Source organism: Klebsiella sp. 2019SCSN059 (assembly GCF_021739525.1).
Lineage (GTDB): Bacteria > Pseudomonadota > Gammaproteobacteria > Enterobacterales > Enterobacteriaceae > Klebsiella > Klebsiella quasipneumoniae.
The window spans coordinates 13,910-30,448 of sequence record NZ_JAKKOM010000026.1 but is presented as its reverse complement, the minus strand read 5'-3'; the positions used below and the strand labels follow the sequence as shown (position 1 = coordinate 30,448).

General features: G+C 56.0%; 16 protein-coding genes, 2 tRNA genes and 1 pseudogene. 7 read left to right on the top strand and 12 right to left on the bottom strand.

Annotated features, from left to right (window positions below; all coding sequences use genetic code 11):
- Window positions 1-13: 13 nt before the first annotated feature.
- A complete protein-coding gene (gene dcyD, locus L2I46_RS21565; protein WP_044524005.1) occupies window positions 14-1,000 on the bottom strand; it encodes a D-cysteine desulfhydrase in 987 nt (328 codons plus the stop codon).
- Window positions 1,001-1,095: 95 nt separating this feature from the next.
- The gene (gene tcyJ, locus L2I46_RS21560) at window positions 1,096-1,896 is read right to left on the bottom strand and encodes a cystine ABC transporter substrate-binding protein (RefSeq protein WP_004203468.1); all 801 of its coding nucleotides are present in this window, start codon (window positions 1,894-1,896) and stop codon (window positions 1,096-1,098) included.
- A gap of 200 nt (window positions 1,897-2,096) precedes the next feature.
- On the opposite strand from tcyJ, the gene amyA reads away from it, so the two are divergent.
- Complete coding sequence (gene amyA / locus L2I46_RS21555) at window positions 2,097-3,584, top strand: alpha-amylase (RefSeq protein WP_236948221.1); 1,488 nt, start codon at window positions 2,097-2,099, stop codon at window positions 3,582-3,584.
- Between the two features lie 41 nt (window positions 3,585-3,625).
- Here amyA and yedD read toward each other — a convergent pair whose 3' ends face one another.
- On the bottom strand, window positions 3,626-4,060 hold the full coding sequence (gene yedD / locus L2I46_RS21550; protein ID WP_074186081.1) for a lipoprotein YedD: 435 nt from the start codon (window positions 4,058-4,060) through the stop codon (window positions 3,626-3,628).
- 374 nt (window positions 4,061-4,434) lie between these two features.
- Between yedD and rcsA the strand changes: the two genes are divergently transcribed.
- Window positions 4,435-5,058 (top strand): transcriptional regulator RcsA, encoded by a 624-nt coding sequence (gene rcsA / locus L2I46_RS21545; RefSeq protein ID WP_023290286.1) that lies wholly within the window; start codon window positions 4,435-4,437, stop codon window positions 5,056-5,058.
- Window positions 5,059-5,090: 32 nt separating this feature from the next.
- On the opposite strand, the gene dsrB is transcribed toward rcsA, so the two are convergent.
- Entirely contained in the window at window positions 5,091-5,282 is a 192-nt protein-coding gene (gene dsrB, locus L2I46_RS21540) for a protein DsrB (RefSeq protein ID WP_004203477.1), read from the bottom strand.
- Window positions 5,283-5,418: 136 nt separating this feature from the next.
- Here dsrB and yodD point away from each other — a divergent pair, with 136 nt between their 5' ends.
- Window positions 5,419-5,640 (top strand): YodD family peroxide/acid resistance protein, encoded by a 222-nt coding sequence (gene yodD / locus L2I46_RS21535; RefSeq protein WP_004203478.1) that lies wholly within the window; start codon window positions 5,419-5,421, stop codon window positions 5,638-5,640.
- A 299-nt stretch (window positions 5,641-5,939) separates the two neighbouring features.
- On the opposite strand, the gene dgcQ is transcribed toward yodD, so the two are convergent.
- Window positions 5,940-7,619: a cellulose biosynthesis regulator diguanylate cyclase DgcQ gene (gene dgcQ / locus L2I46_RS21530; protein WP_236948220.1), complete on the bottom strand. Its 1,680-nt coding sequence runs from the start codon at window positions 7,617-7,619 to the stop codon at window positions 5,940-5,942.
- Between the two features lie 116 nt (window positions 7,620-7,735).
- Window positions 7,736-8,647, bottom strand: coding sequence for a DUF808 domain-containing protein (locus L2I46_RS21525; RefSeq protein WP_044524012.1), 912 nt, complete (start codon window positions 8,645-8,647; stop codon window positions 7,736-7,738).
- Between the two features lie 183 nt (window positions 8,648-8,830).
- Here L2I46_RS21525 and yedA point away from each other — a divergent pair.
- A pseudogene (gene yedA / locus L2I46_RS21520) lies at window positions 8,831-9,741 on the top strand (drug/metabolite exporter YedA).
- On the opposite strand, the gene L2I46_RS21515 reads toward yedA, so the two are convergent.
- The 4 genes from L2I46_RS21515 to drpB form a co-directional block, all read right to left on the bottom strand.
- A complete protein-coding gene (locus L2I46_RS21515; RefSeq protein ID WP_236948219.1) occupies window positions 9,716-10,210 on the bottom strand; it encodes a very short patch repair endonuclease in 495 nt (164 codons plus the stop codon). The pseudogene yedA and the gene L2I46_RS21515 overlap by 26 nt on opposite strands.
- Complete coding sequence (locus L2I46_RS21510) at window positions 10,191-11,591, bottom strand: DNA cytosine methyltransferase (RefSeq protein ID WP_236948218.1); 1,401 nt, start codon at window positions 11,589-11,591, stop codon at window positions 10,191-10,193. The genes L2I46_RS21515 and L2I46_RS21510 overlap by 20 nt, the downstream gene beginning before the upstream one ends.
- Before the next feature lie 76 nt (window positions 11,592-11,667).
- Window positions 11,668-12,378: a phosphohydrolase gene (locus tag L2I46_RS21505; protein WP_023290292.1), complete on the bottom strand. Its 711-nt coding sequence runs from the start codon at window positions 12,376-12,378 to the stop codon at window positions 11,668-11,670.
- A 42-nt stretch (window positions 12,379-12,420) separates the two neighbouring features.
- The gene (gene drpB / locus L2I46_RS21500; RefSeq protein WP_023290293.1) at window positions 12,421-12,702 is read right to left on the bottom strand and encodes a cell division protein DrpB; all 282 of its coding nucleotides are present in this window, start codon (window positions 12,700-12,702) and stop codon (window positions 12,421-12,423) included.
- Window positions 12,703-13,244: 542 nt separating this feature from the next.
- On the opposite strand from drpB, the gene ompC reads away from it, so the two are divergent.
- On the top strand, window positions 13,245-14,381 hold the full coding sequence (gene ompC, locus L2I46_RS21495; RefSeq protein WP_236948217.1) for a porin OmpC: 1,137 nt from the start codon (window positions 13,245-13,247) through the stop codon (window positions 14,379-14,381).
- A 275-nt stretch (window positions 14,382-14,656) separates the two neighbouring features.
- On the opposite strand, the gene L2I46_RS21490 is transcribed toward ompC, so the two are convergent.
- A tRNA-Ser gene (locus tag L2I46_RS21490) sits at window positions 14,657-14,746 on the bottom strand.
- A gap of 90 nt (window positions 14,747-14,836) precedes the next feature.
- Between L2I46_RS21490 and mtfA the strand changes: the two genes are divergently transcribed.
- Together mtfA and L2I46_RS21480 are read left to right on the top strand one after the other, a co-directional pair.
- Complete coding sequence (gene mtfA, locus L2I46_RS21485) at window positions 14,837-15,637, top strand: DgsA anti-repressor MtfA (RefSeq protein ID WP_072096628.1); 801 nt, start codon at window positions 14,837-14,839, stop codon at window positions 15,635-15,637.
- A 100-nt stretch (window positions 15,638-15,737) separates the two neighbouring features.
- A tRNA-Asn gene (locus L2I46_RS21480) sits at window positions 15,738-15,813 on the top strand.
- A gap of 279 nt (window positions 15,814-16,092) precedes the next feature.
- Here the strand turns inward: L2I46_RS21480 and L2I46_RS21475 are convergent.
- Window positions 16,093-16,482: a RidA family protein gene (locus tag L2I46_RS21475; protein WP_072413409.1), complete on the bottom strand. Its 390-nt coding sequence runs from the start codon at window positions 16,480-16,482 to the stop codon at window positions 16,093-16,095.
- Between the last annotated feature and the right edge of the window lie 57 nt (window positions 16,483-16,539).

Here is a 16,539-nt window from a genome sequence, read left to right as displayed (position 1 = left end):
TGTGGTTTCTATATTAGACGTGAGGATGATAGGCAAACAGCGCCGGCGCTCCGCCGGTGTGGACGAACAAAATCGGCCCTTCATCCTTAAAGCGCTTCTGCGTAATGCCATCGATAAGTCCGGCCATCGCTTTGCCGGTATAGACCGGGTCAAGCAAAATACCTTCCAGTTGCGCCAGCAGCTTCACGGCGGCCATCCCTTCCTCGTTTGGCGTCCCGTAGCCGGGTGCAAAGTAATCATCCCACAGGATGATGTCGGCTTTCGCCTGCAGCTCAAGGCTGTTGGCCACGGCCTGCTGCAGCGCCACCACTTTCGGCAGCTGGTCGGCAACAGCGCGCGACACCGTCACCCCGATCAGTTCCGCCTGCGGCATCAGCTGTTCAAGGCCGACCGCCAGTCCGGCATGGGTGCCGGCGCTCCCGGAGGCGACCACCACCGACGAAATCTCCACTGCGTCTTCGCACTGCTGGGCGATTTCCAGCGCGCTTTCCACATAGCCTAGCGCCCCAAGGGCGTTAGAGCCGCCGACCGGAATGACATACGGGCGGTACCCCTGCGCTTCGATACGGGTCGCCAGCTCGTCGAGCTGGGCCGCGGGATCGGTCAGGGCATCGCACATCTCAATCTGGGTATTAAACAGATCCAGCAGCAGGCGGTTGCCATTGCTCAGATAGTTCTCCGCCCGGGTGCCGATGGGATTTTCCAGCAGCGCTACGCAGTGCAGGCCCAGTTTGGCGGCGACCGCCGCCGTCTGGCGCACATGGTTAGACTGGATCGCGCCGGCGGTGATTAACGTATCCGCCCCTTCGCGCAGCGCATCGGCGGCGAGAAACTCCAGCTTACGCAGTTTGTTGCCCCCCATCGCCAGCGGCGTCGTATCATCACGTTTGATAAAAATTTCGCGCCCGAGATGATCGGACAGACGCGGAAGATACTCCAGCGGCGTCGGCGCGCCGATCAGTTCCAGACGCGGAAAGCGGGTTAAATTTTGCAGTGACATGGCCCCTCCTGACTCAGTTATGCTTCATTATGCACACAGTTACGCGCTAAATAAAAAAAGGCGCTTCCAGGAGCGCCTTTTTTCACCGCTGGCCGTTATTTTGTCACGTCAGCGCCAAACCATTTCTCGGACAGCGCCTTCAGGCTGCCATCTTTCTGCATATCCGCAATCGCGCCATCTACCGCTTTCAGCAGGTCATCGTTGCCTTTACGCAGCGCAACGCCAGCTTCCTGACGGGAGAACGCTTCGCCGGTGACCGCCAGCGTATTGTTGGTTTTCTTCACCAGATCCAGCGCCGCCAGACGGTCAACCAGAATGGCGTCAATACGGCCTACGCGCAGATCCTGGTATTTGGTCGGGTCGTCGTCATAGGTGCGGACATCCACGCCCTGGACGTTCTGACGCAGCCACTCTTCATAGTTAGTGCCCAGCCCGACGCCCACTTTCTTGCCTTTCAGATCCGCCGCGGTTTTAATCGCGCCTTCGTTGCCTTTCTTCACCAGCGCCTGCACACCGGAGATCGTGTACGGGGTAGAGAAATCGTATTTTTTCTTACGCTCATCGGAGATAGTGACCTGATTAATCACCACGTCAATGCGTTTGGAGTCCAGCGAGGCCAGCATACCGTCCCACTTGGTCGGTTTGAGGTCGGCCTTCACGCCCAGATGTTTCGCCAGCTCGTTGGCGAACTCCACTTCAAAGCCGGTCAGCTTGCCGTCATCGCCCTGGAAGCTAAAGGGAGGATAGGTGCCTTCGAGGCCCACGCGCAGCGTGCCGCGCTCTTTAATCTGATTGAGCAGGTTTTCCGCCGCAAAAGTTTTCACGCTAACGCCAGCCATCAAAACAACGGCCATTGCGCCCATCAGCGCCTGACGACCCAGAAGTGCTAATTTCATAGATACCCCGAAGATTAGGATTTTCCTGTAGTGTAAGGCGCTTAACAGCCCGACACCAACATCGTTACGCTACATCTTATGCAAATTTATTATATATGATCCGCTTTAGGGTATAGCGAAATTCAGGGCTTTCCTCACCCGTTTTGCGGGATATCTCCCATACTGCAAAGGTCAGCCTGTTGACGTCTGGAGCATGGAAGATGAAAAACCCCACCTTGTTGCAATGTTTTCACTGGTACTACCCCACCGGCGGCGAACTCTGGCGTGAAGTCGAAGCGCTGGCCCCCAGTCTTAACGAAATCGGCATCAATATGGTCTGGTTGCCACCCGCCTACAAAGGCGCCTCGGGCGGTTATTCCGTCGGCTATGACACCTACGATCTCTTCGACCTCGGCGAGTTCGATCAAAAGGGCTCTGTCGCCACCAAATATGGCGATAAAACCCAACTGCTGGCGGCGGTCAACGCCCTGAAGGAGCACGACATCGCCGTGCTGCTGGACGTGGTGGTGAACCATAAAATGGGCGCCGATGAAAAAGAGGCCTTGCGCGTGCAGCGCGTCGATGAGCAGGATCGCACGCAAATTGACGAGACGATCATAGAGTGCGAGGCATGGACTCGCTATACCTTCCCGGTGCGCGCCGGGCAGTATTCGCAGTTTGTCTGGGACTACAAGTGTTTTAGCGGCATTGACCACATCGAGAATCCGACGGAAGACGGTGTATTTAAAATCGTCAACGACTACACCGGCGAAGGCTGGAATGAGCAGGTCGATGATGAGCTTGGCAACTTCGACTACCTGATGGGCGCCAATATCGATTTTCGTAATCACGCCGTCACCGAAGAGATCAAATACTGGGCGCGCTGGGTGATGGAGCAGACCGGCTGCGACGGTTTTCGCCTTGACGCCGTGAAGCATATCCCCGCCTGGTTTTACAAAGCATGGATCGAACATGTTCAGGAGGTGGCCCCGCAGCCGCTGTTTATTGTCGCGGAATACTGGTCCCATGAAGTGGAAAAGCTCCAGCAGTATATCGACCTCGTCGAGGGCAAGACGATGCTGTTCGATGCCCCGCTGCAGATGAAATTTCATGAAGCGTCCCGTCAGGGGCGCGATTACGACATGAGCCAGATTTTCAGCGGGACGCTGGTGGAAGCCGACCCCTTCCATGCCGTCACCCTGGTCACCAACCATGATACCCAGCCGCTGCAGGCGCTCGAGGCGCCGGTTGAGCCATGGTTTAAACCGCTGGCCTATGCGCTGATCCTGTTGCGTGAAAATGGCGTGCCCTCGGTCTTCTATGCCGATCTCTTCGGCGCTTCCTATGAAGATACCGGCGGCGACGGACAAACCTACGCCATAGAAATGCCCGTCATCGAGCAGCTACACGAACTGATCGACGCCCGTCAGCGCTTTGCCCACGGCGTGCAGACTCTCTGGTTCGATCACCCCAACTGCATTGCCTTCAGCCGCAGCGGCACCGACGAGGATCCCGGCTGCGTGGTGGTGATGTCCAATGGTGATGAGGGAGAAAAGACCCTGACGCTGGGCGAGAACTATGGCAACAAACGCTGGCGGGATTTCCTGGGCAACCGGGAAGAGATTGTCGAAACCGACGACGAAGGCTGCGCAACCTTTACCTGTAACGGGGGAAGCGTCAGCGTGTGGGTGCTGGAGGCGGTGCTGTAGTCATCTGACGCCGGACGGGCCAGCAGTGGCCCGCCGGAACCTTAGCGCGCGGTGGTCGGCGCGCTGACTGGAGCGGCGGCACGCGCTTTAGCCCACGCCTTCTCGCACTCCGGGGTGAGACGTTCAACGCGGGTCAACGTCATACGATCGTAGGAAAGGGTGTTGCCCTCGCGCTCGATCGGGTAGATATCCAGGGAAGCGGTCACGTTGTAGATATCGCTATCGCGGTTCATCAGTTTCCCCGGCTGGGCGATCACACGCTGCCACTGGCGGCAGTCGAAGGTGTCCCCTTCTTTGGTGACGATCAGGCTGGCGATGGCGTCCGGACTCATCATCTCACTCTGCGGCCCTTTCGTCTGCCAGTAGCCGTCCAGGCCTGCCGGCGCTGGCGCTTTAACAACCTCTTCGTAACGATCAACCTGCACGCATCCGGCCAGCGCCAGCACCATGCCAGCAAAAACTAACTGTTTCATCATTCATCCCACAAGCTGATAAAAAAGTATTGTGGCATTAAAGCGTTAAGCCTTCCACCCCCGCCGCAGGCGGAGAAGCCGGGCAAAACACGGCCAGGCATCGCAGCCTTCATTTGAAATAAGGAAATTCTGAAAGTAAAAGAATGTTTGGGGCCTAACCATAGCATCCGTGGGCACTTTTTGTTTTTAATTCGCTCACACTACCGGTTCTTGACTTTACTTTAAGAGTTTTCCTGGCAAATTATATACAGAGATGCGGAATAGTTTAATGGAACTAATGGGTTCTTTCTTAAACCTACTATTATCACCGCCCGCAAGGACTGCTTCGCACAGCCAGTGTGAAGTGTATATCGTTACGTGTTGATTGAGGATGGGTCATGTCAACGATGATTATGGATTTGTGCAGTTATACCCGGTTGGGACTAACGGGATATCTGACCAGTCGGGGAATTAAAAAACAGGAAATCGTTGAGGTCAACTGCGCTGAGGATCTGCACAGGCATTGTGCGTCATGTTGCCCGGCGGTGGTGTTTCTGAATGAAGATTGCTTTGTGCATGATGATGAAAGTAATGGCATTATTCGCCAGATCATCACGCAAAACCCGGCGACGTTGTTTGTGATTTTTATGTCGCTGGCGAACATCCATTTTGACCGCTATCTACGGGTGCGTAAGAACCTGCTAATCAGCTCAAAATCGATCACTCCAAAAGACCTTGATGTCATTCTGGTTAATTATCTTAAATACAAGAACACGAGTCTGGGGCAGCTAAATTTACCGACGTTGTCGCTGAGCAAAACAGAATCAAATATGCTGCAAATGTGGATGGCCGGGCATGGTACTTCGCAAATTTCAACGCAAATGAACATCAAAGCGAAAACGGTATCATCGCATAAAGGCAATATTAAAAAGAAAATACAGACGCATAATAAGCAGGTGATTTACCACATCGTTCGGCTGACCGAAAACATTACCAGCGGTATTCAGGTGAATCTACGCTGAAACAAACTGGCGGTGGTCCCGCCAGTTCGGTTTTACGAGATTTCTTTTTCCACGAAGATCCCATCCGGGTGCCCTATTTCATTGAAAAACCAGATCCCCAGGGGATAGTCTTCCAGCGAAACCAGATACATCGTCCCTTCACTAAACGACTCAATTGCCAGCACTACTCCCGATCGACGTGGGCCACCGTCGGTCTTCACCGTGACACGATCGTTCACCTGCATAATCCATCTCCTCTCTATTTCCAGCCAGTGTAGAACAAAACCACGCCGCTCGCAGCGTCGCGGGCAGTGACTGGCGTTTTTTTAGACCGACTATACTTAAAGAGGCTTGAGCGACGCTCAGCGAGGGGGGGTAATGATGAAGAACCGATTGACAGACCAGACCGGGAACGACGTTGATGTCAACGTTGATGCTCTGCTGGCGGCGATTAATGAGATCAGCGAAAGCGAAGTCCATCGCATCCTCGATGACCCGCAGCGCGCCAGTATCGATGGCCGCGGGGCGCATACCTGGCGTGAACTGGCGGAGGCATTTGAACTCGATATTCATGATTTCAGCGCCAGTGAAGCCAACCGCTAGCGATGGGCGAAAAAAATCCCGACTCGCAGGAGTCGGGATCAAACTTGCTAATGCAAGAAGCACTTGAAAATTCGTTACACCGGGAAATCCGATGCGTTGAAACATTATCCTCAATTATTTTGCATGACAAGCGATATTCATGGCGCAAAATATTGAGAAAGATGGCGCTTCGCAGCAGAAAGGGCTGCAGGGCTGATGCGATAAGGCTTAGCCGCAAACCGATTTCATTCGATAGCGCGATCCCCGTCGAACACTTTAAGAAAAATCTCATTTTGCCTGATTCGGGCGAAACGTTTTGCTCACGCTTCGCTGCGATACCAGACCTGGTTGCGGCCATTTTGCTTGGCCAGATACAGTCGACCATCGGCGACCGACTGCAGGGCTTCAAAATGATACTCCCCCCGCTCTTCGCTGCCGCTCACCCCTAACGACGCGCTGACCCGCAGCGTCACGTTGTTATGCAAAAAGACCTCCCGGCCATGAATACGCAGGCGTAGCCGCTCCGCTACCGCCGCCGCTTCCTGCAGCGTGGTATTCGGCAGCACGACACAAAACTCCTCTCCGCCCACGCGGCACAGCAAATCACCGTCCCGGACGGTGCCGGCAAGCGTACTGGCCACCATCGACAGCACTCTGTCACCCGCCTGATGGCCATAGCGATCGTTAATGCCCTTAAAGTGATCCAAATCGAGCTGGATGACCGCCAGCGGTCGTCCGCTGCGCTGGCAGTCGCTGGCTACCGCCATCGCCTTCTCAAACAGCGCCCCGCGATTGAGCAGGCGGGTTAAGGCATCGTGCCAGGCCTGCCACTCCAGGGAGGTCTGGAGAACGCTCATATTGCGGACCATACGGCGGATCACCAGCCAGGAGAGCAGCAGCATTAAGGTGAAGAGGATCCACATCAGGGTCAGGGCGATGGTGATGGTGCCAAAGTTGCCGCGTACGCCTTCCCGCAGAGTATGGATCCGCAGCAGCACGCCATCAAAATTGCGCAGTTTGGCCCAGCTGATATAGCGCGTCAGCAGACGCAGACCGCCCTGATTATCATGGGCAAACGCGCGGCTGAGCAGTTCCTGTTCGCGCGGCGACAGCAGCGTCAGGACATTCCCCGGCGCAGAAGAGGCCAGCAGGCTAAGATGGCTGTCGTAAAGCTGGTATTCCCCCTCCTGCCCGCCCTGCATCGCGCTGATTAAAAATGCTTTTATTTCGCTGACTGAGAAATCCATCGCCAGCACGCCGCGCCAGTAACCGGCAAAATCCAGCGGTATCGAGGCGGTGACCACCTGCTCTTCCAGCTGCGGGTCATCGTCAGGAAAGGTTTGCCAGATAACGCCGCGGTGCGGATTGTTCCGCTGGGTCTGCCGGGTAAACCACAGGGCGCTGATGGCGCGCGAATAGTAGGTCTTCACCTGCGATTCATCGCGCAGCGGCAGGGTCGAGGTGAAAAAACCGCTGCGGGAGATATATTGCATCCGCTCGGCAAAATCGCGGTCATGCTGCGTCAGGTTTAACAGATAACCCAGCTCCAGCGTCGCCATCAGTTCATTGACCACCAGCGGATCGTCCGGCAAGAGCAGCGGGTGATCCCTGACGACGCCCTCCGAGACGCCAAACACCGGCAGCGTCCGGCGGTTGGGGAGCGCCACCCGCCAGGTCTCCAGGTGGCGTTGGCTCAGATAGCGCTGGCTGGCTTCGTGCAACACATCGACGTCGAGCGGGCGTTCAAGCGCGGACTGCATACCGTGGCGAAAAAACATCATCCTGTCGATGTTGAACTGCAGCAGGCCATCCATTTCATGCGCGACGTTAGCCAGATTATTGCGCTGGTTCGCCACGTAGGCCTCTTCCAGGACATTGATTTCGCGCCAGATCAGCAGCGTGGAGAAAAACAGCACCACGATAAAACAAATGTTAACCACATGCGCCGGGCGAGTCAGGTGGTAGAGTTTTTTCAACTTCAACCGTAGTGGCTTTTCCATCTTTCTCTCGCAGTACGTTGCGCAAATCTGACGTCGTCAGCACGCCCGGTCTCTGTCGATACCGGAGGCGCTTTTAGCGTAGACCACGCGGCGCCGTCATGCGGCGCCGCACCTGACTACTTCACCGCGCCACGCAGGCGACTGACCGCCTTGACGCCCGCCAGCACCACCGCGCCGATGATAAAACCCAGCACCAGATTAGCCACCATCGGCAGCAAGGCGGCCAACATGCCGCCCAGCCCCGCGCTCCAGTGCTCAATGGCATGGTGTAGCGGCGCAATACCGTGAACCACAATCCCGCCGCCCACGAGGAACATGGCCAGCGTTCCGACGATAGAGAGCACTTTCATCAGCCAGGGCGCCACGGTCAATAACCCTTTGCCCAGCCACTGCGCCAGGGTACTGCGTTTCTCCGCCAGCCAGTAGCCCATGTCATCCAGTTTGACGATCACCCCCACCAGGCCATAGACCCCGACGGTGACCAGAATCGCGATCCCCGACAGAATGAGTATCTGATTCAGCAGCGGCGCTTCCGCGACAATGCCGAGGGTGATGGCGACAATTTCCGCGGACAAAATAAAGTCGGTGCGGATCGCCCCTTTGACTTTGTCACGCTCAAAGGCCAGCGGATCACGATCCGCCAGCGCCTGAAGACGCTGCTGCCGTTGCGCTGGGTCCTCTTTGTGCTTACGCGCTTCCAGGCTGTGGAGCACCTTTTCCACCCCTTCAAAACAGAGAAACGCGCCGCCCAACATCAGCAGCGGCGTAATCGCCCAGGGAATGAAGGCGCTGATTAGCAGGGCCAGCGGCACGAGGATGATTTTATTGACGAACGACCCTTTCGCCACGCCCCAGACCACAGGCAGCTCACGATTTGCCCGCACGCCGGTCACCTGTTGGGCGTTGAGGGAGAGATCGTCGCCCAGCACCCCGGCCGTTTTTTTCGCCGCCAGCTTGCCCATCATGGAAATATCGTCCAGCAGCGTGGCGATATCATCGAGTAATGTTAAAAGACTACTTCCTGCCAAAATGATTTTCCTTCTCTTTTCATCAATGTCTCCCTCGAGTATGCGTTAAAAAACGGCCGCTGCCCAAGGTACAATTAGTCAATATAAATTTAACAACCTGACGCAAATTAAGCGCTCGCCAGCAGGATAGTTTTCACGTTTACTATATGTCCCCTTTCTATCTCTGCACCGTCGTGAGGAAGTATGTCTACCCGTCAGCTGTTACCGCTTATCGGGGCGCTGTTTGCGCTGTATATCATTTGGGGCTCTACCTATTTCGCCATCGCCGTCGGCGTCGCCAGCTGGCCGCCGCTGATGATGGCCGGAATTCGCTTTCTCTCTGCCGGCGTGCTGCTGCTGGGATGGCTGTTGGCCACCGGCCATAAACTGCCGGCCCGCGGACCGTTGCTTAACGCCGCGCTGATCGGGGTTTTGCTGCTGGCCGTCGGCAACGGCTTTGTCACCCTGGCCGAACATCAGCACGTTCCCTCCGGGATCGCCGCGGTCATGGTCGCCACCGTTCCGCTGTTCACCCTGTGCTTCAGCCGCTTTTTCGGCATCGCCACTCGTAAACTGGAATGGCTGGGATTGCCATTGGCCTCGCGGGTATTGTGATGCTTAACAGCGGAGGCAACCTGAACGGCAACCCCTGGGGCGCGCTGCTGATCCTGATTGGCTCCCTGAGCTGGGCCTTCGGCTCGGTTTACGGCTCGCGGATTGAGCTGCCGACCGGCATGATGGCGGGGGCAATCGAGATGCTCGCCGCCGGGATCGTCCTGCTGGCCGCGTCATGGCTAAGCGGCGAAACCTTAACCGGTGTTCCGTCGTGGTCCGGGATCGCCGCTGTGGCCTACCTGGCTATCTTTGGCTCGCTGATTGCCATCAACGCCTATATGTTTTTGATCCGCAATGTCACCCCGGCGGTGGCCACCAGCTACGCCTATGTCAACCCGGTGGTGGCAGTTCTGCTTGGTACCGGATTCGGTGGCGAAAGCCTGTCCCTGATCGAGTGGCTGGCGCTGGCGGTGATTATTTTTGCCGTCGTGCTGGTGACGCTGGGGAAATACCTTTTCCCGGTTCGCAGCGAAGCTACCCCTTGTAAGGCGTCGAAATAAGCGCCAGTTCGCGGATACCCTGGGTGTCGATCTGCGCATCGTGTCCGGCGCCGCAGATCCACTCTTCCAGACGCTCGGTGAGCGCCTCGTCATTCAGCTTCAGCCGACCGCGCAGGGCGCATTCCCAGACGATAAGCACCCGCCAGCCCTGCTCGGCCAGCTTTCGCCGGTCACGGGCATCGCGCGCCACGTTGCCGGCGATCTTGTCCAGCCAGAACGCCGTCCGGGTGGCCGGCACCTTAAACAGGTAACAGTCATGGTGATGCCAGAAACAGCCGTGGGTAAAGATGACGCAACGGTAATCGGGTAAAGCGAAATCAGGGCGTCCCGGCAGCTCGCGATCTTGGGCAACAAAGGTGAATCCCGCCTGAGTCAACAGCGTCGCTATCCGCTTCTCGATCGCCGTATCGCGCGTGGCGATAGCCCGCATATTTTTACTGCGCGTGGCTTTATCGTGAACATCCGCCATCGTTATCACCCGCTTCGCGACGCGCCACCGCCTGAGCGATGCGCGGGGCCAGGAGCTTCGCCACCGCGGCGAAGACCGGAACCACCACCGAGTTGCCGAACTGACGATAGGCCTGGGTATCCGACACCGGGATGCGGAAACGCGCCCCCTGAGGCGATTCGAAACCCATCAACCGGGCGCACTCCCGCGGCGTCAGCCGACGAGGACGCCGCTGTTGATTCTGCGGATCGTCAAAATGCGTCTCGCCCAGCGGCTGGTCCCAGCCGCGATCGACGAGAATTTCGGCGCCATCTTTATAGTAGCGGGCGGAGAGCGTCCGGGCCACGCTGTGGGGATTGGCGGGGTCCACCAGGCCATAACCAAAGCCATTGCCCCGCGCCTGATGCTTGCGGGCATATCGATAAAGATATTTCCACAGTACCGGCGTGAGGATAAATTTGGCATCCACCGTCGGCTCCAGCAGCTCGCCAAATGTTGGCCGAACCGTCGGGTATAGCGCCGCGATATCGCGCAGCGTAAACCCCTCGTGCAGCTGCAGATCGCGACGGAAGCCCACCAGCACGATGCGCTCCCGGTGCTGCGGTAAGAAATGGCGCCCGTCGATCACCTTCGGATCGTCCGGCCCGCTATGCGCGGCGTCAGCGACCTCATACCCCAGCTCATCCAGCGTCTGCATGATGATGCGGAAGGTCCGCCCCTGATCGTGGCTTTTGAGATTTTTAACATTCTCCAGCACAAAGATCGCCGGCTGACGGGCAGCGATAATTCTCACCACATCAAAAAACAGCGTCCCCTGGGTTTCGCAGGCAAAGCCGTGGGCGCGACCCATGGCATTTTTTTTCGACACGCCGGCGAGTGAGAAAGGCTGGCAGGGAAAGCCGGCCAGCAGCACATCATGCTGCGGGATAGTCTCGCGGATATGCTGCGCCGCCTCGTCATCGCTAACGTCGGGGCGATGGCTGAGGGTGATATCGCGAATATCTTCATTGAAACGGTGTTGCTGCGGATCACAATACCAGTTGGCCTTATAGGTGCGCACCGCATGCTTGTTCCACTCGCTGGTAAAGACGCACTGCCCGCCGATAGCTTCAAAACCGCTGCGGATCCCGCCAATACCGGCAAACAGATCGACAAAGCGGAATCCATAGTGCGGATGATGGGCCGGCGGCGACGGCAGCAGCGTCGCCAGATGAGCGACCTCCTGCGGACGCAAACGCGCTGCCGCGCGGCTGAGGGCCGCCACGCGCTTGAGGATCGCCGCGCTCCAGTGCTGCTCCCCGACGCTCACCAGTTCGGCGACCAGCGTTTTCACATCGTAGATCGTCATCAGCTGGCGCAGCAGCGCCTGAGCCTCTTCACCGGCCTGTTCCGTCAATGACAACGACCTGTTTTCCTTGCTTAACTTTTGTGGCATATCCTCAACCAGCGCGGACGATTTTTGCAGAGAGTACCATAAATCACTGGTCGGTTGACGGCTGCGGTGCAAAGCGGCGTAAAACCGCCTCATCCAGCGCCAGGGGTTCCCCCTTCAGCTCCGCGCTGATCTTGGCCATAAACTCGACGAGGAAGCGCGCATTATGCTGCGCCATAGCCCTTCCTCCGGCGGTCTGCATGGTTTCCGGCAGGCGCAGGAGCTTGCACTGGAAATGGTCGAGGGCATATTTTCTGTCATCCAGCGCTCGCCGGTCGGCGAAAGGATCGTCGGCATCAAACAGAATGGTGTTCAGGGCGCCGGCGACGGCGAAGACCCGCGCCAGGCCTATCGCCCCCAGAGACTCGAGACGGTCGGCGTCCTGGACGATTTTCGCCTCCAGCGTGCGCGGCGGGATCGCCGCGCTGAAGCTGTGCGCCTCAATAGCGTGGCTGACCGCCGCATACCGGTCTGCGGGAAAATCGGCAAACGACGACTGCAAAATAGCCAGGGTTTTCTCGGCAGCCATCATCGAGGAGCGGCTTCGCTCCGGATGATTTTTAGGCAGACTGACAATGTCATGAAAATAGCAGGCCGTGAGAAGCACCAGCCCGTCGACCTCCTCCTCCCCGGCGGCCAGCCGGGTGGCGGTGGCCCAGACGCGACGAAAATGGGACAGATCGTGCGCCGCATCCTCCCGGGCGTGGTGCGTCAGTATCCAGTGCTCAAATCGCTGCTGCCAGTCAACCAGGTTCATAGGCGTTCCTTTATCTGTAGGTCAGCCTCGAGCATAGCAACTTTACGACCGATGATCCCGCCCGCTTCCGGAGGGCCGTGTATACCAGACGACAGCGCCGAGGATCGCGCCAATGCCGGCGAGCACCAGCATTCCCAACAGGGCGCCAAGCCATTTCCCTGCCATGGTGCCAAAGTCGCCCTCCGCGCTGGCGCCGGGGACGCTGTGAATTTTTCCCACCACCCACCAGTAACGCACAATGACCCAGACACAATATCCGCAAAAGGCATACAACGCCCATAGCGCGAGTTTGCCGCCCGGGCTGCGTTTTGCCTGCTCTTCCATCTCATTCCTCTCCGTGACAAATCATACTACCGCCACTCAAAAACGTGACGCTCATCACATTATACCGCCATGCTGCGCCACAGGCAGCAGTTTCATCCTTGTCTTCTGCACCCACTTATCACTTATTCTGCCAATGGAAATACACAGGGGTGGTTTTTTTTATTCTTTACCCACGGGCTTAAACATTAACGACACCCAGTCATGCCGCGTAGTGTAATTATCCCTCCGCCGGCGGCATTGACTAATAAATTATATTTAAAGACTGAATGACCAACTCGCTGTAAATTAATATAAATAATTTCATTCAGTTAACTACGATCGCAACACAGCAACATAACTTATTGCTATACAACAAAATAATCATTAAAACAGATTCATTTAAATTTAATATAATGAACCACATAGAAATATCTTGTAATATCTTACATTATTTATTTACATATTTTATTTTAAATAAAAATGAACTTAGTCGTTAGTATCTGACAGGCATTCCGGAGGGATTGTCATAATTCACAGAAATTATTATTAAAAGGGAATATATAATGAAAAGAAAAGTACTGGCACTCATGGTACCGGCATTACTCATGGTCAATGCCGTTAATGCTGCAGAAATTTATAACAACAACGCCAACAAACTGGACCTTTATGGGAAAGTTGACGGCCTGCGTTACTTCTCTGACGACACCAGCGAGGACGGCGACCAGACCTATGCTCGCTTAGGCATCAAAGGCGAAACGCAGATCGCTTCCGAGTTAACCGGCTACGGTCAGTGGGAATACAATGTCAAAGCGAACACCAGCGAAGGAGAAGGCGCGAATTCATGGACTCGTCTGGCCTTCGCCGGTCTGAAGTTTGCTGACTATGGCTCACTGGACTATGGCCGTAACCACGGCGTGGTGTACGACATCGAATCCTGGACTGATATGCTGCCGGAATTCGGCGGCGATACCTACACTCAGACCGACGTTTACATGACCGGCCGCACCAACGGGGTGGCCACCTACCGTAACAGCGATTTCTTCGGCCTCGTCGACGGCCTGCATTTCGCCCTGCAGTATCAGGGGAATAATGAAAACGCCGGTTCTGGCGAAGGCACTAACAACGGTGGCGCTCGTAAACTGGCGCGGGAAAATGGCGACGGGTTTGGTATCTCCAGCTACTACGATCTCGATATGGGCATCAGCTTCGGGGCCGCCTACTCGGCTTCCGACCGTACCCATAACCAGCTGGCGGCAGCACGCAGCAGCCATATTTACGCTAACGGTGATAAAGCCGAGGCCTGGACCGTCGGCGCAAAATATGACGCCAACAACATCTATCTGGCCGCCATGTATGCGGAAACCCGCAACATGACCTTCTACGGCAACGGCGCTATTGCCAACAAGACGCAGAACTTTGAAGTCGTCGCCCAGTACCAGTTCGATGAGTATAATTTACCGCTGCGTCCATCCGTGGCCTATCTGCAATCGAAGGGGAAAGATCTTTACAACTACTCTCGCTATAGCGACAAGGATCTGGTCAAGTATGTCGACATCGGCATGACCTACTACTTCAATAAGAATATGTCCACCTATGTAGATTACAAAATCAACCTGCTGGATGAAGACGACCGCTTCTACCGCAACAACGGTATCTCGACCGATGATATCGTGGCCCTCGGTCTCGTTTACCAGTTCTGATCCCCATCAAAGCCCGCGCTCAGCGGGCTTTTTCTTGTTCCCGCTCCGTTGAGATCACTCTTTTCAACATTGCCGCTTTCCAGGCGTACCTTCCCTCTTTATGATGCGTTTAAGCTCGTTCGGGCAAATTGCGGCGGTAAGACCACAAAAGGACAAGGCGCACTACCGCGTCTTTACGCTGAAACCAGGACGATGATGATGGCGATACCCCAGCGCAGGCGTTATACCTGAAGCTAACGGTGTTATTGAAGGGGAATGGTCAGAGAAAGAATAGTTGGCGGAGAGAGGGGGATTTGAACCCCCGGTAGAGTTGCCCCTACTCCGGTTTTCGAGACCGGTCCGTTCAGCCGCTCCGGCATCTCTCCGCTGTTGTGGTTGCTATAATGCCAGGATCTTTGGCATTTTAATAGCTCCCGTTTCGGTAATCGTGTTCAAGTGACGACTTTGCGAGCAATATGATGTTTAAATGGCCCTGGAAAGCAGATGATGAGTCCGGCAACGCAGAGATGCCCTGGGAGCAAGCGCTTGCCATTCCGGTTTTAGCCCACCTTTCGCCCGCTGAGCAGCACAAGCTGACGCAGATGGCTGCCCGTTTCTTACAGCAAAAACGTCTGGTGGCGCTTCAGGGGCTGGAACTGACTCCGTTGCACCAGGCGCGGATAGCTATGCTCTTCTGCCTGCCGGTACTTGAGCTGGGGATTGAGTGGCTGGACGGTTTTCACGAAGTGCTGATCTACCCTGCCCCCTTTGTCGTGGATGATGAATGGGAGGATGATATTGGTCTGGTCCACAACCAGCGGGTAGTGCAGTCGGGGCAAAGCTGGCAGCAGGGTCCTGTAGTGCTGAACTGGCTGGATATTCAGGACTCCTTTGATGCGTCAGGCTTTAACCTTGTGGTGCATGAGGTGGCGCATAAGCTTGATGCGCGGAATGGCGATCGGGCCAGCGGGGTGCCGCTGATCCCACTGCGCGAAGTCGCCGGCTGGGAGCACGATCTCCACGCGGCGATGAACAACATTCAGGATGAGATAGATCTGGTAGGGGAAAGCGCCGCCAGCATTGACGCCTATGCCGCCACCGATCCCGCGGAGTGCTTCGCCGTCCTTTCGGAATATTTTTTCAGCGCGCCTGAACTGTTCGCGCCCCGCTTCCCGGCCCTGTGGCAACGTTTTTGCCATTTTTACCGCCAGGATCCGCTGGCGCGCAGACGTGAAAATGGCCTGCAGGACGAAGACGAGCGGCGCATTGTTCACTAAAACAACGTGTTGAGCTAAATTTAGCCATTTGAATCAGCAGGTTAATTTTAGTGTTGACACAAAAATGCCGGGCCAGTAGTATGCGCCTCGTTCACACGATTCCTCTGTAGTTCAGTCGGTAGAACGGCGGACTGTTAATCCGTATGTCACTGGTTCGAGTCCAGTCAGAGGAGCCAAATTTAAAAAGCCCGCTCAGGGAAACCTGAGCGGGCTTATTGCTTTCCGTGAGCCCCACGCCAGCGGGTATAAGCAGCATCGTACCGTTGGTACCGTCCAACGTTCCGTATGCGATCCCCGCAGGTGAAAAGCAGCGCCGCTGCTCCCAACCTTATGGCTACAGACTTTCGATCCGACGGTAACCACTGGGTCTACTGCTGGGTAGCAGACGATCCCGATTCGGCAGTTACCGCTGCAGACAGCGCGGGCTGCCCAACTGGCGGAAAGACCCGTAACGCTTAGGGTAGCCTGGCAATAACCTTAATCTCGAACTTAAATCCATAAAGCCACGTCACGCCGATCCCGGTCAGCGTAGGGTAAGGCGCTTCTCCCCAATATTCTGGCAGGATACTCCAGATAGCGTCGAGATTTGACTCAGGATCGACGACAAAGAGGGTAACGTCAACCACGTCCCTAAACGTGCAGCCCGCCGCTGCGAGCACAGCATTAAGATTTTTGAACGCCAGCCTGACCTGTGCTTTCAGATCGTGCTCAGGCGAACCATCCTCGTGGCTACCCACCTGCCCAGAAACAAACAAGAAACCATTGGATTTGATGGCCGGTGAATAACGATTGCGCTCATAGAGCGCCTGCCGACCGTGGGGAAAAACGGCTTCGCGTGCTGTCATGTTTGTACCTTTATGCTGGGGCGAATTCAGCCCGGTGAATGTAAAGACACTGTACAA